The sequence below is a fragment of the Gilliamella sp. B2969 genome (assembly GCF_026536195.1).
Lineage (GTDB): Bacteria > Pseudomonadota > Gammaproteobacteria > Enterobacterales > Orbaceae > Gilliamella.
On the sequence record NZ_JAFNOP010000001.1, the window covers coordinates 26,464 to 48,014 of the forward strand.

The following is a 21,551-nucleotide window of genomic DNA, read 5'->3' on the forward strand; positions in this document are numbered from 1 at the left end:
AACATGGCTTTGAAAGAATCATTGATAGAAAACAACTCTATTTTACTTAACGCAAATGCCGCAACCTGGCAAGAAGCTGTTAAATTAGGTACTGATATGTTGGTCGCATCTAAAGCAATTCAACCCTCTTATTATGATGCGATTATTCGCTGTGTGAACACTATGGGACCTTACATCATTATTGCCCCTAATTTTGCTATGCCTCATGCCAGACCTGAAGATGGGGTTAACCGAACTGCTTTTGCATTAGTCACACTAAATAAACCAGTCTATTTTCAAGGGGAAGAAGAACCTGTCGATGTATTAGTGACCTTAGCAGGCAGTACTTCTGATGAACATATGCAAGGCTTAATGGAGGTCACCCAAATTTTAGAAGATGAAAATAGCCCAACCGGCATCGATCTAGATAAGTTACGAGCATGTAACAATAAAGAAGATGTTTATGCTGTGATTGATAAAGCTTTATTGGGAGGTTAATTCTATGTATCAAGCTTTAAAAGAGAGAGTATTACAGGCCAATTTAGCATTACCCAAATATCATTTGGTGACCTTTACTTGGGGTAATGTTTCAGAAATTGATCGAGCAAAAGGTGTCATTGCTATTAAACCTTCTGGGGTTGAATATCACAATATGACAGTTGAGGATATTGTGGTGGTGTCATTAACCGGTGAAACAGTGGAAGGTAAGTTAAATCCTTCTAGTGATACTGCAACACATATTGAGCTTTACAAAGCGTTTGAACATATTGGTGGTATTGTCCATACCCATTCTCGTTATGCCACCGTCTGGGCTCAAGCTGAGTTAGATGTGCCAGCGTTAGGGACCACTCATGCTGATTACTTTTATGGTGATGTTCCGTGTACCCGTCGACTTACTGATAGCGAAATTACCTCTGATTACGAAAAAAATACCGGTCTGGTTATTATTGAAGAGTTTAAACGTCGAGGACTCGATCCAATGGCAATGCCTGGTGCTGTGATTTCAGGTCATGCTCCATTTTGTTGGGGTAAAAATGCTTTTGATGCTGTACATAATGCGGTTGTCCTTGAAGAAGTCGCCATGATGGCTATTGCCACTCGTCAACTCAATAAAACAATTAAAATTCAACAAGCGTTGTCAGATAAACACTATTTCCGTAAGCATGGTGCAAATGCTTATTATGGGCAAAAATAGTTCTTATAAGAGGAAAATAAAATGACAAAACCAAAACTACAAATCGCATTAGATCAAACTGAATTGCAACCCGCTTTAGCTGTCGCCAATAATGTTGCTGGATTTGTTGATATCATTGAAGTGGGTACCATCTTGGCTTTTGGTGCCGGAATTAACGGGGTAAAAACTTTACGAGAGAAGCATCCAAATCATATCTTAGTGTGTGATTTAAAAACCACTGATGGCGGTGCAATTTTAGCTAAGATGGCGTTTTCAGCAGGCGCCGATTGGCTGACAGTATCGGCAGCAGCGCATATTGCCACCATTGAGGCGTGTAAAAAAGTGGCTGATGAATTTGGGGGTGAAATTCAAATTGAACTATATGGTCATTGGACTTTCGATGATGCTAAAGCATGGCGTAAATTAGGTATTAAACAAGCTATCTATCATCGTTCTCGTGATGCCGAATTAGCTGGAGTTGGTTGGGGTGAAGAAGATTTGATTAAAATGCGTCAACTTTCTGATTTAGGTTTAGAACTTTCCATCACTGGCGGCATTGTTCCTGAAGATATTCATCTGTTTGCTGGAATAAAAACTAAAGCTTTTATTGCTGGTCGTGCGTTAGCCAATGAAAATGGACAGCAAACAGCCCAAGCGTTGAGGGAGCAAATTGCTAAATATTGGTAATTTTACATTGCAGTCGAGTAATCGACTGTTTTTGTTTTTCCTCATGTTATTGGATCATAAATTATGACTGAACAAACAATAAATTTTGTTAAACACGCGCCTAGTATTGGTATTTATGAAAAAGCGTTGCCTAATCAACTTTCATGGCAACAAAAAATGACTGAAGCAAAGTCTTTAGGTTTTGATTTTATTGAACTGTCTATTGATGAATCTCAAGAGCGTCAAGCAAGGCTAGATTGGTGTGACGATGACATTTATGCCTTACGACATTTATGTGAAAAAAATGGCATTTTTTTTCATTCGATATGCCTAAGTGCACATCGTAAGTATCCGTTTGGATCAGCGGATCCAACGATCCGCGAACAAGCCAAAATGATTATGCTTAAAGCAATTTCATTTGCTTATAAATTAGGTGTAAGAGTAATTCAATTAGCGGGTTATGATGTGTATTATGAACCTGCTGACTTACAAACCCATCAACGATTTATTGCGGGTATGCAATGGTGCGCGAAACAAGCAGAAAAAGCAGGCGTGATGTTAGCTGTAGAAATTATGGATACTAATTATCTTAACTCGTTAAGTAAATTTGAAATCCTAAAGGCAGAAATCAACTCACCTTATTTTATGGCTTATCCTGATGTGGGTAATATATCGGGATGGAACTTTGATATTAGTACTGAGCTTTTACTCAGTCGCAATCATATTGTTCAAATACACCTAAAAGATACCTATAAAGTTAAACCCAATTATGCCGGGCAATTTAGGGATTTAGTTATTGGTGAGGGTGAAGTTGATTTTGCTGCAGTATTTAACACATTGAAATTAATGAATTATTGTGCGCCACTGGTTATCGAAATGTGGGCTAATGATGATCATTGGAAAGATAATATCATCCTAGCACAGCAACGATTAAAGGCTATTGCTCAGCAGGCTGATTTTCCGCTTTTTTCTTCACTTGATTAAAATCAAAACGCTATTGATATTTTATGTTTAACTCATCACCTTTTGGGTGATGAGGCATTTTTTAAAAATATAACCTATTGAAAAAATGAAACTATATTAAATTATGGTTTAATCACTTTTCTCATTTTATTTTTGTGATTCACCTTGTGATGAATGATATTCTAGTTGGTAATGGCGCCACCTTGTGGTATTTTGTGCAAATATTTTGGTGATTTTGCAAATTTGATATCATTGCTTGTTTAACGTGCAAATTAATCTGTTAAATTAACTTACCATCTATTTGTTATCATTAAAATTTTTATAAAAAAATAGAGAATTAACAGGTTTTAGATAGACTAATGTACAAATTATCCTTTTTTAAGTTGCCCTTTATTTTTATAACACTATTTCTTATTTCAAGTGCTTTTATTTTCAACATTAGATTTGGTATAACTTTTCTTGCTACTTTTCATGACTATAAAAATTTATGGTCTTCACTGTATAAACTTACCCCTTATCAATTGCTACGTTCAATTCCCGAATGTCTATTGTTATTTGGGGTATCTGCAATTGCATTTTATCGAATTAACGTTCATTTAGTGACCTTAAAAAATATTATTCTTATTATAATAAATGTACTGATTGTTTGTGCTATTGGTTATTTATTAAGTGTTATAGCCGATTTAATGTTTGATGAAATATTCATCAATTATATCGATGTTGATTCATGGTTATTTATTTTAGTGCTAAGTATTATTCCTGATAGTCTATTTTATTTGTGTGCAGGTTTACTGACTTATTATTGCATTAGGGGATTAAATAATCAGTTTGAAAAGAGTGCGTTAGTTTTTGAACTTAATACGCTTAATAGCTGTAAAATTCATTTTATTTTATTTTTAGTCTTTTTCTTTTTTACTTTGATTGGTTTCCCGTCTTTTATTTTAGATATTTTGATCCAACAAGATCACTATCTTATTTCGATTGGCCGCCATATTGCCTTCCCTTTTATCTGTTATGTGTTGACTTTCTGTGTTGTTATAGTTGTTTGCAAAAACATGTTTACTCAAGTATTTATGGTATTACAGATTGATAGAATTGTGAAAAGTGTGGTTTATTCGAATCTGTTTATTTTTGTGTTTAATTTTACTCTTTTTAGCATTGCTGAAAGCTTATTTGACTTGACTGTTAGCCAAATCACTTTACATGATTACACTGCGTTAGTATTAAAAATAGCACTAGCAACTATCTCGTTTATTTTATCTTGTTTGATTGTGCGTAAAGTTACCCAGTACTATTTTTATCGAAACACTGGGTATAGCTTAACGTTATAATAGTGTTGTTTGTTGTTGCTTAAGTGAATCGGCAATGTGCTGTTGTGTTTTTAATGTTCGAATATTTTGTAATACTTGTGCCGCTTGAAAATAGTGCGATTTTAAGTAAGCTAGCCATTGTTTGATGCGCGCTGAATGATAAAGCGGTTTAACCTCTTCGATAGTTGTTGTAGCGTAATTGATTAAAATTTCTAAAATTTGTTGCCACTGTAACTCTGCATCATTAAAACGAATCATATTGGCTAAGTTTGGGATCGTTAAAATACCACGTCCAAGCATAATGTCTTGGCTTTGACTTTGGATAAGACAGTTTTGCGCATCTTTAACGGAAAAAATTTCGCCATTAGCAATAACTGGAATATTTAATTTTTGTTTAATTTTTCCTATTGTTTGCCAATCGATTTTGTCAGCTTGATAACCGTCAGTTTTTGTTCTTCCATGAATGACAATTTCATTTGCTCCTGCCTGTTCAATCGCGTTAGCAATGTCTAAACAGTAAGATTTGTCTGTCCACCCTAAACGAATTTTGGCTGATAGTTTTGCCGTTGTGCCAATGGCGAGTCTTGTTTGTTCAACAATATTAAATATTTGTTCTGGGTATTGTAATAAGTAAGCGCCGCCGTGGCTGCCCACGACTGTTTTAGCAGGACAACCAAAATTGATATCTATTCCATACGAACCCAACTCAATAGCTTTAACCGCATTTTCTGCCATCCATTGTGGTGATTGCCCTAAAATTTGCACACGCACAGGCGTACCGGACGCTGTTTTTCCATCATGGTAAAGTTCAGGGCATAGACGGTAAAATGTTCGGTTAGATAATTTATGATGAGTCACTCTGACAAATTCTGTCACACAATAATCAAATTGATTAATTTGAGTTAAGATTTTTCTCACATTATAATCTAACACGCCTTCCATCGGTGCTAAGATGATACGATTGAATTTCATTGTCGTGCCTGCTTATTTTGTTCATTACCACAGATTGAGCAGTTAGGTTGTTTTGTCAGCTTAACTTGATTAAATTGCATGCTCATTGTATCAACCATTAGTAGTCGACCCGATAACGGTGTGCCATAATGAGTAAGCACTTTTATTGCTTCTAATGCTTGCATTGAGCCAAACATTCCCACTAAAGGGGCCATTACCCCAGTTTCAACGCAACTCAATTGATCGTCGCCAAATAAACGACTCAGGCAATGGTAACAAGGTTCATCATGCTGATAAGTAAATACAGTTAATAAACCTTCCATACGAATGGCTGCACCAGAGACTAGTGGTGTTTTAGTTTGAAAACAGCAACGATTAATTTGTTCTCGAGTGGTTAGATTGTCGCTACAATCAATCACAATTTGATGATGTTTGATAAGTGAAAGTAAGCGACTATCATCCAGTTTTTGATTCACTGTATTTATGATAGTATCTGCATTGCGTTTACTTAGCGTGTGTTTTGCAACTTCAACTTTATATTGATTGATTGTTTTTTCTGTATATAAAATTTGCCGGTTTAAATTTGATTTTGTCACGGTATCAAAATCAACTAAGGTTAACTTTCCAACGCCAGCCGCTGTGAGGTAAAGCGAAGCTGCACAGCCAAGTCCGCCTAAACCAATAATTAGTGCCGCACTATTTTTTAACACTTGCTGTTTTTCAATATCAAAACCATGCAAAGTTATTTGCCTATCGTAACGAAATAATTCTTGATCAGTTAGCGCTTGCATAATAGATAATTGTTCATCGTAAATTGCTATATTATAGCAGACACTTGACGCCTTACGGCGCCAAGCTGTTAAGATTATTTGTCAAAACCAGATAAAAAGGTGAGATATTCTTCTTTGGTCATGAGTGGTTTGTAATTTGATATGAGGGTTTGTGCTGATTTTGCATCATCAAAAAGTAAATCGATAATTGTACACGCCATCATTTGTGCAGGGCGAATATAAGCCATTTCTTCATCAAATACGACATAATCTTTTCCATGCAACACGCCTCTCACAGATCCGATCCATGGGTGACTTACTGGCATAATGTGCGACAAATCACCTGTATCAGTACTACCAGTCATATGTGGCGCAACTGAAACATTTTCTTCACCAATTAATTTTTCAGCGTTATGCTTCAAAAGTTCATTTAACGTGGCATTATTATGTAAAGGTAGATAACCTGGTAAATCTTTGATTTCACAACTAGCCCCAACAGCCATCGCCCCCGCTTGTAAGGCTTGATTAATCCGTTCATTGGCTTTAATCATTGCAGGAACGTTACCTGCGCGCACATAACTTTCCATTCTTACATCACTGGGTACGACGTTGACCAAATCGCCACCTTGAGTAATTATTGGGTGGAATCGGATATAATCTTTTTCTTGAAATGTGTCACGAATTGCATTAACACCCATCAATCCCATCATAGCTGCATTTAATGCGTTAACGCCTGCATGTGGGGCTGCTGCTGCGTGAGCTGCTTCACCTTTATATTTGATTAGTTTTCCAATAAATCCATTGCTGGTTGTTGATATTTCAATAAAACCATCTTTACGTTCATTTGGTACACTAGTTAAGTGGATTTGCAGCGCCATATCGACATCATCAAATTCACCTCGGGAAATGAGTTCAGGCTTACCCCCGATGTATTTGATTTTACCTTCTTCAATAAGCCGATTTCGATAAGTGATTTCCACATATTCTTCAGCTGGTACTGCAAAAGGAACCACATCACCCGCTAAATATTGCATTGCGCCAGAATCGATTAGTCCCATCGTCACAGCCATCATATTCGCAATTTGTGCATTATGCCCACAGCAATGAGCTGCGCCAGAGGTTTCATCAGCAGCAGGGTGATCTGCACAAATTATGGCATCAAGTTCACCAATAACTGCGATGCTATATTTACTGCCTTTTCCGCCTTTTAACCGGCCTTTAACACCGGTTAACGCTAATTTATTTTTATAGGGTACGCCCAATTTTTCAAATGTTTGCTCTACTTTTTTTGCGGTTTTGTGTTCTTTGTAACCAAGTTCGGGTTCAGCCCAAATAGCTTCAGCAATGGCTTTTATGTCTGCTTTTCGGTTTGCAATAGCAAGGCAAACCTGTTGTTTAAGTTCTTCTTTATTCATGAGTTAATTCCTACTCCAGTTAAATAACACCTTCCCAATGTAACGTAATTTGTGCAATGATTGCGGCAAAAATAAACGTACCTGAAAACACCGCTAGCGAAACAGGGATAATTCGCCAAGAGATACTTTTAAATAATGCTAAATCTTTGCCAATAGCAAGCCCTGCGTAGGCAAGTACCGGTGTACAAACTGCAAGTAATGATACATTGTCCGTAATTGAAACAACTTGTTCGTGGAAAGGAAATATAGGGGATGAGGCAACGGCTGCAACTACTGACACCCATAAAATTACTGGAAATTTATTGAGTAAAGGTACTTTGCCAACAAAGTATCCAACAATTGATATAACCACTAAAATGGCTAATGCTTGTAACGATAACATAAAATCAACTTTATAGCCGACAGTGTTACCTGCTGCCATAATGATAGCGACTAAAATGAGTAAAAATAGCGTTTCTAAACTTTTCATTACAACAATCCTTCCTTAATTACGACGAAAACGAGCAAAAGTGTTATATAAAAAAGAAGCAAAAGGTAATGAAAATAGTGTATAAATGTAGATACCAACTATACTGGACATTAGATTTGCTGTTGTTGCATAGGCTTTAATTTCACTTGCCAGATCTGGATACAGATCGCTAATTGGTGCTAGTGACGCAGCCATCATACTTCCGCTACCAACACCCGCGCCCATCGCTAAAGCATAGGGATGAAGAATATCTAATTTAGCCATAATACTCGCTAAGATGCTCATCCAAATCGCACCATAAAGTGTGCCGCAAACGTACATAGCCATCACACCGCGTCCTTCGGCTGAATCTAAACCGTATTTATCTGCAACAATGGCAATATTAGGTTCACGTGCAACTGAGTAAGTGGCGCCAACCGCTTCACGTTTCATACCTAACATCATTGCTAAAGGTAATCCTAATAAAATGGTACCGGCAAAGTGACCGAGTTCTTGAAAAATGAGTGCCAATTTTGCATCTTTTAAAATCATATCGATTTTAGGACCAACGGCAACGCCCAATTTGGCAACAAGTAGCATTAATGTGACAATCATAACGGCACTTGCATGATTCATATTTTTTATGTTTAATATTTTGAGCTTAGGAAGGCTTATGATTCCGCCAATAATCATAGCATATAGCATGGGGTATAAAGTAATAATCCAAATAGATTGTTTACCAATAAACTCACAGATCAGAACGACTATCAGTGCTAACAAATGCACTCTATAGTCTTTAATAATTTCCATCCTTATAAACCTCTAATAGTTTTTATCAATAATCACTATCCATGATATCTAGAATCATAGTCAGTATTTGCATTGCATATTTAATATACATAACCTTGATTATTACCGTCAATAAACAACTGTTGTTAATTTGAAATCATACTTAAGATTACCTTTTTGATGAGCTGATTAAAACAATTCAATAATAAATATCAATAAATGCCTTTATAAGCCCTTTATTTGATTTATAATACAGACAATTTTTATAGCTTGAAATTTTAACAGGATATTTTATGCGTTCGATTTATTGTGGTCAGTTAAACTCATCTCATATTAATCAAGAAGTTACCTTATGTGGTTGGGTTAATAAACGCCGAGATTTAGGTGGTATGATTTTTATTGATATGCGTGATCGCGAAGGAATTGTACAGGTCTTTTTTGATCCTGATTATTTGCAGGCGTATCAGTTAGCGGGTGAACTACGCAATGAGTTTTGTATTCAAATTAAAGGTAAAGTAAGGGCTAGACCAGAAGGCCAAATCAATAAAGATATGGCAACTGGTGAAGTTGAAGTTTTAGCAACTGAACTTGTTATTTTTAATCGAAGTGATGTTTTACCATTAGACTTTAATCAAAATAATAGTGAAGAGCAGCGTTTAAAATATCGATACATTGATCTTCGTCGTCAGGAGATGACGGCAATTTTCAAAACACGCGCTAAAGTGACTGCTTTTGTGCGTTCGTTTATGAATGAACATGGTTTTTTAGACATCGAAACACCTATGTTAACTAAAGCCACACCAGAAGGTGCGCGTGATTATTTAGTGCCTAGCCGAATTCATAACGGTGAATTTTATGCTTTACCTCAGTCTCCACAACTATTTAAACAACTCTTAATGATGTCAGGATTTGACCGATACTATCAAATTGTTAAATGCTTTCGTGATGAGGATTTACGCGCAGATCGCCAACCTGAATTTACCCAAATTGATGTTGAAACTTCATTTATGACAGCAGAGCAAGTGCGTGAAATCATGGAGCAAATGATTCGTGAACTTTGGTTGCATGTTAAAAATGTTGATTTAGGCAAGTTCCCTGTTATGACCTTTGCAGAAGCAATGCGACGTTTTGGTAGTGATAAGCCGGATTTACGTAATCCGCTTGAAATTATTGATGTAGCGGATTTGGTTAAAGATGTCGATTTCAAAGTATTTTCAACGCCTGCTAATGATCCAAAAGGGCGTGTTGCATTACTTTGTGTGCCTAATGGCGCGCAATTAACCCGAAAACAGCTCGATGATTATACGCAATTTATTTCAGTTTATGGTGCCAAGGGTATGGCTTGGATCAAAGTTAATGAACGTAGCAAAGGACTAGATGGTGTACAAAGCCCTGTTGCAAAATTCTTTAATCAGGCACAAATGGAAGCATTACTTAATCGAGCTAATGCTAAAGATGGCGATATATTATTATTTGGTGCTGATAGCTACAAAGTTGTTAGTGATGCGCTAGGTGCATTACGCTTAAAAGTTGGTAAGGATTTAGCCTTAACCGATGAAAATAGATGGGCTGTTCTTTGGGTTGTGGATTTTCCAATGTTTGAAGAAACAGATGAAGGACTTAGTGCCATGCACCATCCATTCACCTCTCCAAAAGATTTTACCCCTCAGCAGCTAATGGACAGTCCTGAAACAGCGGTTGCTAATGCCTATGATATGGTCATTAATGGTTATGAAGTAGGGGGCGGCTCAGTGCGTATTCATCGCAGTGAAATGCAACAAGCGGTATTTTCAATTTTAGGTATTAATGAACATGATCAACGTGAAAAATTTGGTTTTTTACTTGATGCCTTAAAATATGGAACCCCGCCTCATGCTGGACTGGCATTCGGATTAGATCGCTTAACTATGCTATTAACAGGCACGGATAATATTCGAGATGTGATTGCATTTCCGAAAACCACAGCTGCTACCTGTTTATTGACTGATGCACCGAGCCCGGCAAATCCAGCAGCATTAGTAGAACTAGGAATCGAAGTTTGCAAAAAATAGCGAAATGTTAAATGCAAACATTTAAAAAACCTGAATCGGTGTTAGTTGTTATTTACTGCCAAATCACTTTGCGTTGTTTGATGATGCAACGCAAAGATGATCCTAATTTTTGGCAGTCAGTAACAGGCAGTTTAGAGAATAACGAATTGCCAATTGAAACGGCAATTCGTGAAGTGAATGAAGAAACAGGTATTGATATTGTTGGTAGTAATTTGTCGTTAATCGATGCTAAACATGTTGTTGAATTTGAAATTTTTCCACAGTTTAGACATCGATATGCACCACAGGTTAAGATAAATAAAGAACATTGGTTTTATCTGCCTCTGACCACAGAGGTAAAACCTATGTTGAGTGAACATTTAGCCTATCAATGGATGTCAATTCAAGATGCGGCTAATTTGACCTTATCGCCTAATAATCGAGAGGCAATCAAGAAGATTGTAAATTATTAAAATTCAGTTAAGAGGTCAGGCATGAAATTAAATCGTTATATTATGTCAATTTGTTTATCTTTTTTTACCCTAAACAGTTATGCTGAAATAAACATACCAAAGTGTCAGATTAACCAAAATCAATACATGATTTTTGATGAATATGATACTCAAATTGCAGAGAAGATAATTGATTATAAATTACATGATCAACCTGAAAAACGAGCAAGTAGTATTATTAAAATATTTGCTAATGATAATAGTGAAAATCGAAATTACTGGTTAGCTTCTTTTCAATTTGACGATAACACGACGCAATATTTATTCTTTCAAGTTGAACCAGAAAAGTTTATAGAAGTTGATCAAAAACAATTTCAAACCTTATTACCTAAAATTATTGAATGCAATCAGAATAAACAAACGCCCATTTATAGTGAAAATTTTGATGAAGATTAATCCAAGACAGAAGCCAAACCTCATTTAATAAACAAAACCCCTTTGGATTGGGTATCAAAGTAACAGGGAGTAATAGTGAATGAATTTTTCTAATTTTCGTGATTTTTTAACTTATCTTGAGCAACAAGGTGAATTAAAACGCATTACTTATCCTGTTAGTCCTTATCTTGAAATGACCGAAATTGCCGATAGAGTTTTACGTGCACAAGGTCCCGCATTATTATTTGAAAACCCTATTGGTTATACGATGCCTGTACTATGTAATTTATTTGGTACAACAAAACGAGTTGCAATGGCAATGGGGCAAGACGATCCCTCGGCATTACGTGAAATTGGGCAGCTTTTAGCTTTTTTACGTGAACCTGAACCGCCAAAAGGTATTCGACAATTTTTTAATGTTTTACCGAAATATAAGCAGATATTGAATATGCCGGTCAAGCGCCGATCATCGGCCCCTTGTCAAGAAGTAGTATTAAAAGATGAACACGTTGATTTAACACAATTGCCTATTATGCATTGCTGGCCAGAGGATGTAGCTCCGTTACTTTCTTGGGGATTAACTATTACTAAAGGTCCTTATAAAGAAAGGCAAAATGTGGGTATTTATCGATTGCAATTATTAGCTAAAAATAAATTAGTGATGCGCTGGTTATCACATCGAGGTGGTGCGCTTGATTTTGCCGAATGGCAACAAGCTCATCCTCACGAAAAATTTCCAGTGGCAGTGGCTATTGGTGCAGATCCTGCAACAATTTTAGCCGCAGTTACACCCGTACCCGATACTTTACCAGAATACGCATTTGCAGGGTTATTAAGGCAAGGTCGAACCGAGGTAGTTAAAGCATTGTCTAATGACTTAGATTTACCAGCCACAGCAGAAATTATTTTAGAAGGTTATATTGATCCGAATGAAGTGGTACCGGAAGGACCTTATGGTGATCATACCGGTTATTATAATGAAGTTGAACATTTTGCTGTTTTTACTGTGACCCATTTAACTCATCGCAAAGATGCTATTTATCATTCAACTTATACTGGACGGCCACCCGATGAACCGGCTATTATGGGACTCGCGTTAAATGAGGTATTTATTCCTATTTTACAAAAGCAGTTTCCCGAGATTGTAGACTTTTATTTACCGCCAGAAGGATGTTCATATCGAATAGCTGTTGTGACTATCAAAAAGCAGTACCCTGGGCATGCTAAACGTATCATGATGGGGGTTTGGTCCTACTTACGACAGTTTATGTATACCAAGTTTGTCATTGTTTGTGATGATGATATTAATGCACGCGATTGGAAAGATGTTATGTGGGCGATTTCAACACGTATGGATCCTCATCGAGACACCACATTCATTGATAATACTCCGATTGATTATTTAGATTTTGCTTCTCCGGTTTCGGGCTTAGGATCTAAAATGGGATTGGATGCCACAAATAAATGGCCGGGAGAAACTAACCGAGAGTGGGGCAAAATAATTAAAAAAGATCCTAAGGTCGTTGCTTATATTGATGAGATTTGGGATAAACTTGGCGTGTAGCCAGTTGATAACCATGCTTGATAAACAATATCTTTTACATAAATTTACTTAAAATAAACAAAAACTATCACCTTTTTATGCATTTATGTATAATTATTACCCATGTTATGGCAATTAAATAATTATGAAAAAATTTCGAATTTTATTGGCGCTTATGTTTTGGTTTTCTTATGGTGTCTTGGCAAGTGAAACGAAAACTCAGGCAGATACTGAACTGAAGGTTGCAGATCCTGGTTCATTAATCCCTTCTTTACGGGTTTCAGCTGAAAAAGGTGATGCCCAAGCTCAATTCTCATTGGGAACTATTTATAAGCAAGGCTTAGGTGTTGATGTTAGTGATATTCGAGCTTTTTTTTGGTATAAAAAAGCAGCGGATCAAGGATTAGCTAAAGCGCAAAATAATCTGGCTTATATGTATCAAAATGGTTTGGGTACCACAGCTGATCTTGTGCAGGCATTTCAATATTATAAACGCGCAGCAGACCAAAATTATGCCTTAGCTAAATATAATTTGGCGTTAATGTATAAAAATGGTGAAGGGACAACTAAAAATACGTTAAGTGCAATTGATTATTTTACTCAAGCTGGCGAGCAAGGTGTTTTAGATGCTTACCTTAATTTAGGTATCATGTATTTTTTTGGCGATGGTGTTAAAGAAGATAAAATGGTTGCAGCAGATTGGTTTAGTAAGGCCGCTAAAGATAATAATCCAGAAGCGCAATACTATTTAGGTTTGATGTCAGAACATGGTGATGGTTTAACTAAAGATTATGTCGCTGCTACTTATTTTTATACTCAAGCCGCAGAACGAGGGCATGTACTGGCGATGTATAACTTGGGCATTATGTATGCAACAGGAACTGGCACAAAATCTGATAATTCCAAAGCTGCATACTGGTTTACTAAAGCGGCCGAAGCGGGTAATGCTGATGCACAATACAATATTGGCGTGATGTATGAAGTTGGTGGCGGCGTGCCAAAAGATACCAAGAAGGCTGTAGAATGGTACATTAAAGCCGCAGAACAAGGTAGTGTTGATGCGCAATATAATTTAGGTATAAAGTACCTTGAAGGCGAAGGGACTGAAAAAAATACCAATCGGGCGATTTATTGGTTTACTAAAGCAAGCGAGCAAGGTGACAAAGATGCTAAAGCTTATTTAGATCAGTTATTATCGGGAAAATAAAAAGAGCAAATTGCTCTTTTTATTTTTTGATGGTCCGTTACCCTGAATTACGCATACCAGCAGCAATTCCGGATATAGTAATCATTAATCCTTGTTCAACCGTTGTATTTTCTTCTTCACTGCGATTACGCGAACGTCTCAATAATTCAGCTTGTAATAAGTTTAACGGTTCGATATATGTATTACGTAATGCAACCGATTCAGCAATCCAAGGCAAGTCAGCCATTAAGCTAATATCATCGGTGATAGTTAGTACGGTGTTAATGTCTTGAGTTAATAAATTTCTTAATTCTTCACCTAACGGCCATAAAATCGGATCGACAAGTCTTTGCTCATAATATTCATGAATATTTGGCGCAGCTTTAGCATATACCATTTCTAACATACCTAAACGTGCATTAAAAAACGGCCAATTATGATACATGTCTTTAAGTAAATCTTTTTTTCCTTCTTCAATCACTTGTTTAAGTGCACTACCGGCACCTAACCAAGATGGCACCATCAAACGGTTTTGTGTCCAAGCAAAAATCCACGGAATGGCGCGTAAACTTTCAATACCGCCACCTGTTCGTCGTTTTTGTGGACGAGAACCAAGTGGTAATCGTCCAAGTTCTGCTTCTGGCGTTACTGCTCTAAAATAATCGACAAATTCGGCACGTTCACGTACATAACTTCGATAGCAACGACATGATATATCAGACATTTCGTCCATAATATCACGCCATGCTTGTTTAGGCTCTGGTGGAGGTAATAAGTTAGCTTGTAAAATGGCTGATGCGTATAGCATCAAACTGCTTAGAGCTACTTCCGGTAAACCCAGTTTAAAGCGGATCATTTCACCTTGTTCTGTCACGCGAAGACCACCTTTTAACGATCCTGGTGGTTGTGAAAGTAATGCCGCATGTGCGGGTGCACCGCCTCGACCTATCGATCCACCTCGCCCATGAAAGAGCACAAGATTGATATTATATTTTTCAAATAGGTGAACCAACTCTTCTTGTGAACGATATTGTGCCCACGATGCAGCGAGCGTACCTGCATCTTTAGCAGAGTCAGAATAACCAATCATGACCATCTGTTTACCTTGAATCTTTTCACGGTACCAAGGAATATCCAGAAGTTTTTGCATGACAGATTTGGCATTATTTAAATCATCTAAGGTTTCAAATAATGGAGCAACAGGGATATTTTTTTGACAGTCGACCATTTTTAAGAGTAGGTAAACCGCTAAAATATCTGAAGGCGCTTTGGCCATTGATATAACATAAGATGCAATCGATTCTTGTCCTGCCTTTTTGATAACACGGCAAGTATCTAAAACTTCTTGTACCATTTCTGGTGGTTGCCAGCGGTAAGGTAATAAAGGGCGATTTGATTGCAATTCTGTTAATAAAAATGCCTGTTTTTCATCTTCAGACCACTGGGCATAACTGCCTAGGTTCAGCTCTTTAGTTAATGCATCTAGTGCTTCAGTATGGACAGCGCTATCTTGGCGAATATCTAACCTGACTAATTGTAAACCGAAGCTTTTTATACGTCGTAACGTATCAAGTAGTGGACCATGTGCTATTGTTGACATGCCATTTTCAATTAATGATTCATAGCAGGTATAAAGTGGTGTCCACAGTTGTTCATTTTTAATTAAGATATCTGTAGGCGGGATGACTTGTTCATTATTCAGTAATGAAACAATATAACTATGGGTTTTCACTAGTCGAGCTCGTAACTGTTTCATCACTGCTCGATAAGGTTCAGAGGCAGATTTATTATTTTCATCTAACAAGTTGATAACCGCTTGGCTACATTCACTCATCGATAATTCACGAACCAGTATTTGAATGTCAGCTAAAAATAACTCAATTGCTTTTAACCTAGCTTGTAACATGACCTTTTCTGTCACTTTAGCTGTTACATTTGGGTTGCCATCACGGTCGCCCCCCATCCATGAGGTAAATTTAATTGGAACATGATCAACCGATAATTGTTCGTTAAATGCATCAACTAATTGATCATTAAATTCACGTAAAAACAGTGGCACCCCTTCCCATAAACTATCTTCAATGACTGAAAATCCCCATTTTGCTTCATCAAGCGGTGTAGGGCGTTTTTTACGGATTTCATCGGTGTACCATGCTTGGCAGACAAGTTGTTTAAGACGGCGCATGATCCGTTCTATTTCGTAATCAGCTAAATCACTATGATCTAATTGAGATAAACAATTATTAATAGCCGTATAGGTATTGATCATTGTTCTGCGGTTAATTTCGGTTGGATGAGCAGTTAATACGAGTTCAATCGATAGATCATTAATAGCTTGTGTTATGGTTTGATTTGAAAAATTGAGTTTTTTTAATGTACTAAATAATTCCGTCATTTTTTTAGGGCTGCTCGATGCTTCGCCATGAGGAGAAATACCATAATATTCGGCGGCAGTATTAACCAAATTTAAAAATTGATTAAATGCTCGAGCAACATGTAACAAATCTTCATCATTTAAATTTTCAATCAATTTAAGTAATTCATTATGGGCTTGTTTATTACCTTGCTGTGCTGATTTCGATAATTGTCTTATTTCTTCCACTAAATCAAATGTTTCATTACCAGTGGCGCGTTTAATTGCATCACCGAGTAAAGTCCCTAGCATATTGACGTTGCTTCTCATTGAGGAATATTCACTGTTCATTCTGTTCTCATTTTCATAATTATGGCTAACTAAACTTTAAACTGTAAAACGATTATTACAATTTAAAGGCTAAGATATAAGTCATTGCTAATTTGTTTAAGATATATACTTTATAACAATACCACATTGAATTTAAATCATAAAATTTTATATTCTTTATTGTTTTAATTGTTTTAATTATATTCTCATCATTATCTAAATAGATAAAAAAATTAATTAAGCGTATTTTTTAGTCAGATTATGTTTTTAAATGCTTGTTTTCTGTTAACAGATTGTCTGTAAACTGTATCTTAATAGGATTTGGGTATATACTAAGGCAATGATTAATGTATATTGGATTGTTATTTGATGCTTATTGTTTTCTATATTGCGTCGATTATTACTGTTATTGCCAGTATAAAAGTGATTAGTTGCTTACGTGTTGATAAAGCCATTTTATACCTTATTATTGCGCTTTTCGCTTCAGCTTTAATATTTATTTTACTCGATACGTATTTTTCTGCTGTTTTATACATTATTTTATTTATTGGTGGCACAGTGATGTTATTTTTATCTGTTGCAACTATTCTACGAATTCGTGTCGACAATGTTGAGAATAAAAAGCGAGGCATCAGTCCTAAAATTTGGCTAGGCCCATTAGTTTTAGCTTTTATTTTATTAGTCGTACTGATTTATGGAGTAGTGAGTACTGACTATACTCAGATTAAAGAGTCACATGAGTTAATGCATGAAATGTCAGTATATGCTTACATTTTAATGTCTGAATTGGCTGTTTTTTTGTTGTTAGGTGCAGTTGTTATTGCTTATCATTTTATGCATCGGCTATTGTCGGAGAAATAATATGATTCCTTTAATGCATTGTCTTATTCTTGCGTCTGTATTATTTGTAATTGGCTTATTAGGGGTGATGATTCGACGTAATTTTTACTTTCTACTATTAAGCCTTATGATTATGAATAATGGCGCTATCGTCGCTGTGGTTGCTGCTAGTAGTTATTGGCAACAGCCAGAAGGACAAATTCTGGCTATTTTAGCTGTCATTACTGTATTAGCGCAAGCGTGTGTTGGGCTTGCGTTGCTGATGAAATTAATATACCGCCGTAAAATATTTAATATTGACTCATTGAGTGAAATGAAAGGATGAACTTACTTTATTTAACTATTATTGTTCCTTTAGTCTCTTTTTTATTATTAGTTTGTCTAGGGAGACATATTCGGTCAATTAATGTCATGATTATTGGTTTTAGCACAATGCTAATTGTTGCTCTTATTACGCTATTTTCATGTATTGATTTTAGTAAAAATACTGTACCTGATATGACGTTAGTCTATAGCCGACCACTTTGGAATTGGTTTTCAGTCGGTGATTTTGTTGTTCCTTTATCTTTAACGCTAGATGGTTTATCGCTTACTTTTCTGGTGTTAATTGCCTTTTTTGGTCTGTTAATTTATTTTTTTGCAGCCTGTTATTTAACCTCAAAAAAAGATATTTATAATTTTTATGCGTATAGTAATTTATTAATTGCTAGTATGCTAACTATTGTACTTGTTGATAATCTCTTAGTTATGTTAATTGGTTGGGAGGGGGTAAGTTTAAGTACTTACTTACTTATTGGTATTTATTATAAGCAGGTGCGTAATGGTTATGCTGCTGTTAAAGCCTTTGTTATCATGCATTTAACCGATATCTTTCTTATTATTGGTATTTTTTTACTGTATCAAACTTTAGATACGTTAAATATTCGTGACATTTTAACTCAAGCTCATGATAATCTAGCTATCGATTCAGATGTTATTTTTTGGATAACATTGATGTTATTTTTAGGGGCAATAAGTAAATCTGCACTATTTCCTATGCACTCATGGTTTGTTGAAACAACATTAGCACCTATGCCAGCAGTGGCTTTGCTGCAATCATCTACGGTTATTTTAGCAGGGGTATATTTGGTTCTACGTTTAAGTAATTTGTTTATGATGTCGAGTGATACGTTAGCCATTATGACAATTATTTCTTCGTTAACCGTATTATTTGCTAGTTCAATTGCTCTAGTTCAAAGTGATATTAAGCGTATAATCACTTTTACTAACCTTGCTCAGCTTAGTTACTTATTTTATGCGTTTTCCACACAAAGTTGGAATTTATCACTCAATTGTTTAATCAATTATGCGGTAACCAGCTCTTTACTCATTTTTGCCTCTGCGATTTTAATTAAAAAATGTCATGGTGAGCGTGATATCAACAAGCTTGGTGGATTAGTCAAATCATTCCCAATGTTGTATGCCATATTTTTGCTTGTTATGTTGTCATTAAGTGCCATGCCTTGGATCTCCGCCTCTTTTTATATCAAAGGTGATATTATTTGGGGGCTAATGGCTAAAGATCATCTCATGGCTGGTACTATTGGTTTATTAGGTATTTTGTTATCTAGTTTAAGTATTTGGCGACTAATTTTTACCGCATTTTATCATAAACCAAAGATTTTTGACTTTAATAGAACTATGTGGATAAGTTATTGTCCAGCCTTTATCCTATTGATTTTTACAACAGCAATTTTTATCTATTTCCCGCTACCTGTTCAAGGGCTTATTCCTATTGCTGAACTTGATACTAACGGTCAGTTATCGTTTCAATTACTACTCGCTGCTGTAACATTATTGAGTTTTCTTATCGCCTATATTTTGTACGCACATCCGAATAGTGAAGTGCAAGAAATACTTAATACACCAATGATTAAATTCTTTGCGCGATTATGTAATGGCGATTGGCGCTTTGATTATGTTGTCAGTTACCTATTTGTTAAACCTTATCTATTTTTAGCTAACCTACTTAAACAAGATCCTTTAGCATTATGGGATAATTGGATAATGTTAGGGATAAAGAAAGTTAACTCATATATTGTCAGCTTAGAAAATGGGCATATAAGGTGGTATATGGTTTCAATTGTCATGGGAAGCATTATTATATTAATGTTACTCGTTTTTATTTAATAAAGGTGTAATCTTTCATGTTGTTATCGCTTGTATTCTTACCTGTAATAGGCGGATTTATTAGTTGGTTATGCCATGTTTTTTTATTGCGAATTGTTAGAACTTCTTATCTACCATCGCGTTGGTATAAGTTACCAATGGTCATTGCATTTCTGACAATTTTAATTACGTTAATGCTTGCTTTAATCTTATGGTTAGATGGATTAACGGTATTACAACAAGGTAATAACTGGCTTGAAGAAGTGAATATTGAATGGATTCCTTTGCTAAATATTCATTTCCATTTGGTATTAGATGGCTTATCGTTGGTGATAATTGCTTCCACACTTTTTATTGTATTACTGACAATTGTTTATTCCAGTAAAGAAAGTTTGAATAATTTTGGTTTGTTTTATTTATGCATTTTATTTATGACATCAGCTATTATGATGTTATTTGTTATCACCGATCTGTTTTTGATGTTCTTTTTTTGGGAAGCGGTAGCAATTCCTATTTATTTTATCATTTCTTTATGGGGGCGTCGCGACTCAAGTTCCCAATTGCGTTTTAATGGTGCGAGCAAATTTTTGATTTATACTCAAATTAGTAGTTTGTTAATGTTAATATCCATTGTGTCATTAGCGTTAATTAATTGGAATTTAACGGGTCATTGGACTTTTGATTATCAAGTTTTAACCAAAACCCCCATTTCTAGCTATACTGAATTTTTACTAATGCTCGGTTTTTTAGCCGCTTTTATTGTACGCATCCCTTTTGTACCATTTCATCGCTGGTTTATTGATGCCCATATTGAATCATCCACTTCGGGGTCAATGATGATTAGTGGTTTACTTCTGACAACAGCTACTTTTGGGCTATTTAGAATTGTGATTCCTCTGTTTCCAAATGCTTCAGTTATGATTATGCCATTAATCTTAATATTAGCATTATTTACTTTGGTTTATGCAGCGCTATTAGCGTTTAATCAAACTGATATCAAAAAGTTAATTGCTTATGTACATATTGCTTTAATGGGCTATATGACAGCAATTATCTACAGTGGTTCAGTGATTGCTTATCAAGGTATTGTGATACAAATGATTGCCATTAATTTAGTTATCGTTGGCATGTTTATAATTAGTGGACTGTTAGTTGAATGTTACTCAACCCGTAATATTAATCAATTTACAGGTCTTAAACAGAAAGTTCGTTATCTTTCTACATTTACCTTATTTTTTATCTTGGCTATTTTAGGTATTCCAGGTACTGCTAATTTTGTTGGCAACTATATGATGTTACTTGGTAGCTATACATCATTCTCTTATTACACTATTTTGTTAGTGATTGGTTTACTCTTATTGTCAATTTCATTGATTATTCGCATGCAACCAATTTTTTATGGTGTTGTAGAAAGAAATCATTCAGCTAAATATCACCTTAGTAGAAAAGATATTTCATTATTAACTAGTGTATTAATGGTATTAGTTTTTATTGGCTTATACCCACAAATAGTGTTGGATATGTCATATTCTGTTGTCAACCAAACCCAACAATACATTACAGCAGAGCGCGCGGGAGAGTAATAACTTATGATAGCCTTATCGCCGATATTTGTTTTAAGCTTTACTATCATTGTTTTGCTTATTGCCCTATTTTTTCTGAAAATAAACACAAAAGGGTGTGCTTTTTTAACCGTGTGTGGTTTAGTTTGTGCATTGCTATGTTCTTCTATGATTGGTTACAAAATATCGTTCAATACTCAGATGATA

General features: G+C 35.7%; 20 protein-coding genes. 14 read left to right on the forward strand and 6 right to left on the reverse strand.

The window, feature by feature from the left end; translation table 11 throughout:
* The first annotated feature begins 3 nt into the window (after positions 1 to 3).
* The 5 genes from J3U66_RS00120 (at position 4) to J3U66_RS00140 (ending at position 4,113) form a co-directional block, all read left to right on the forward strand.
* Positions 4 to 477 (forward strand): PTS sugar transporter subunit IIA, encoded by a 474-nt coding sequence (locus J3U66_RS00120; RefSeq protein WP_267334481.1) that lies wholly within the window; start codon positions 4 to 6, stop codon positions 475 to 477.
* A gap of 4 nt (positions 478 to 481) precedes the next feature.
* Positions 482 to 1,174 (forward strand): L-ribulose-5-phosphate 4-epimerase, encoded by a 693-nt coding sequence (locus tag J3U66_RS00125; protein WP_267334479.1) that lies wholly within the window; start codon positions 482 to 484, stop codon positions 1,172 to 1,174.
* A gap of 21 nt (positions 1,175 to 1,195) precedes the next feature.
* Positions 1,196 to 1,840, forward strand: coding sequence for a 3-keto-L-gulonate-6-phosphate decarboxylase UlaD (locus tag J3U66_RS00130; RefSeq protein ID WP_267334477.1), 645 nt, complete (start codon positions 1,196 to 1,198; stop codon positions 1,838 to 1,840).
* 63 nt (positions 1,841 to 1,903) lie between these two features.
* On the forward strand, positions 1,904 to 2,803 hold the full coding sequence (locus tag J3U66_RS00135; protein WP_267347511.1) for an L-ribulose-5-phosphate 3-epimerase: 900 nt from the start codon (positions 1,904 to 1,906) through the stop codon (positions 2,801 to 2,803).
* Positions 2,804 to 3,141: 338 nt separating this feature from the next.
* Positions 3,142 to 4,113: a hypothetical protein gene (locus J3U66_RS00140; protein ID WP_267347513.1), complete on the forward strand. Its 972-nt coding sequence runs from the start codon at positions 3,142 to 3,144 to the stop codon at positions 4,111 to 4,113.
* Here J3U66_RS00140 and dusC read toward each other — a convergent pair.
* From dusC to J3U66_RS00165, 5 genes are all read right to left on the reverse strand, one after another.
* Positions 4,108 to 5,064, reverse strand: a complete 957-nt coding sequence (gene dusC / locus J3U66_RS00145; protein WP_267334471.1) for a tRNA dihydrouridine(16) synthase DusC — start codon at positions 5,062 to 5,064, stop codon at positions 4,108 to 4,110. The genes J3U66_RS00140 and dusC overlap by 6 nt on opposite strands.
* The gene (locus J3U66_RS00150; RefSeq protein WP_267334469.1) at positions 5,061 to 5,834 is read right to left on the reverse strand and encodes a molybdopterin-synthase adenylyltransferase MoeB; all 774 of its coding nucleotides are present in this window, start codon (positions 5,832 to 5,834) and stop codon (positions 5,061 to 5,063) included. Before J3U66_RS00150 ends, dusC begins: the two co-directional genes overlap by 4 nt.
* 74 nt (positions 5,835 to 5,908) lie before the next feature.
* Entirely contained in the window at positions 5,909 to 7,228 is a 1,320-nt protein-coding gene (locus J3U66_RS00155) for an amidohydrolase (protein ID WP_267334467.1), read from the reverse strand.
* A 19-nt stretch (positions 7,229 to 7,247) separates the two neighbouring features.
* Positions 7,248 to 7,697, reverse strand: a complete 450-nt coding sequence (locus J3U66_RS00160) for a hypothetical protein (protein ID WP_267334465.1) — start codon at positions 7,695 to 7,697, stop codon at positions 7,248 to 7,250.
* 15 nt (positions 7,698 to 7,712) lie between these two features.
* Positions 7,713 to 8,486, reverse strand: coding sequence for a DUF3100 domain-containing protein (locus tag J3U66_RS00165; protein ID WP_267334463.1), 774 nt, complete (start codon positions 8,484 to 8,486; stop codon positions 7,713 to 7,715).
* Positions 8,487 to 8,758: 272 nt separating this feature from the next.
* On the opposite strand from J3U66_RS00165, the gene aspS reads away from it, so the two are divergent.
* From aspS to J3U66_RS00190, 5 genes are all read left to right on the forward strand, one after another.
* Complete coding sequence (gene aspS / locus J3U66_RS00170) at positions 8,759 to 10,516, forward strand: aspartate--tRNA ligase (protein WP_267344007.1); 1,758 nt, start codon at positions 8,759 to 8,761, stop codon at positions 10,514 to 10,516.
* Between the two features lie 11 nt (positions 10,517 to 10,527).
* Positions 10,528 to 10,968 (forward strand): dihydroneopterin triphosphate diphosphatase, encoded by a 441-nt coding sequence (gene nudB, locus J3U66_RS00175; RefSeq protein ID WP_267347515.1) that lies wholly within the window; start codon positions 10,528 to 10,530, stop codon positions 10,966 to 10,968.
* A gap of 21 nt (positions 10,969 to 10,989) precedes the next feature.
* Positions 10,990 to 11,403, forward strand: coding sequence for a hypothetical protein (locus J3U66_RS00180; RefSeq protein WP_267334457.1), 414 nt, complete (start codon positions 10,990 to 10,992; stop codon positions 11,401 to 11,403).
* Positions 11,404 to 11,482: 79 nt separating this feature from the next.
* Entirely contained in the window at positions 11,483 to 12,946 is a 1,464-nt protein-coding gene (ubiD, locus tag J3U66_RS00185) for a 4-hydroxy-3-polyprenylbenzoate decarboxylase (protein ID WP_267334455.1), read from the forward strand.
* Positions 12,947 to 13,070: 124 nt separating this feature from the next.
* A complete protein-coding gene (locus J3U66_RS00190) occupies positions 13,071 to 14,132 on the forward strand; it encodes an SEL1-like repeat protein (protein WP_267347517.1) in 1,062 nt (353 codons plus the stop codon).
* 37 nt (positions 14,133 to 14,169) lie between these two features.
* On the opposite strand, the gene ppc is transcribed toward J3U66_RS00190, so the two are convergent.
* On the reverse strand, positions 14,170 to 16,815 hold the full coding sequence (ppc, locus tag J3U66_RS00195; RefSeq protein WP_267344004.1) for a phosphoenolpyruvate carboxylase: 2,646 nt from the start codon (positions 16,813 to 16,815) through the stop codon (positions 14,170 to 14,172).
* Between the two features lie 348 nt (positions 16,816 to 17,163).
* Here ppc and J3U66_RS00200 point away from each other — a divergent pair, with 348 nt between their 5' ends.
* Genes J3U66_RS00200 through J3U66_RS00215 form a run of 4 tightly spaced genes read left to right on the forward strand, consistent with a single transcriptional unit; the run spans position 17,164 to position 21,365 of the window.
* A complete protein-coding gene (locus tag J3U66_RS00200) occupies positions 17,164 to 17,655 on the forward strand; it encodes an NADH-quinone oxidoreductase subunit J (RefSeq protein WP_267347518.1) in 492 nt (163 codons plus the stop codon).
* A gap of 1 nt (position 17,656) precedes the next feature.
* Entirely contained in the window at positions 17,657 to 17,959 is a 303-nt protein-coding gene (gene nuoK / locus J3U66_RS00205) for an NADH-quinone oxidoreductase subunit NuoK (protein ID WP_267344003.1), read from the forward strand.
* A complete protein-coding gene (locus tag J3U66_RS00210) occupies positions 17,956 to 19,803 on the forward strand; it encodes an NADH-quinone oxidoreductase subunit L (RefSeq protein WP_267334445.1) in 1,848 nt (615 codons plus the stop codon). The genes nuoK and J3U66_RS00210 overlap by 4 nt, the downstream gene beginning before the upstream one ends.
* 17 nt (positions 19,804 to 19,820) lie before the next feature.
* Entirely contained in the window at positions 19,821 to 21,365 is a 1,545-nt protein-coding gene (locus tag J3U66_RS00215) for a complex I subunit 4 family protein (RefSeq protein ID WP_267334443.1), read from the forward strand.
* Positions 21,366 to 21,551 lie beyond the last annotated feature (186 nt).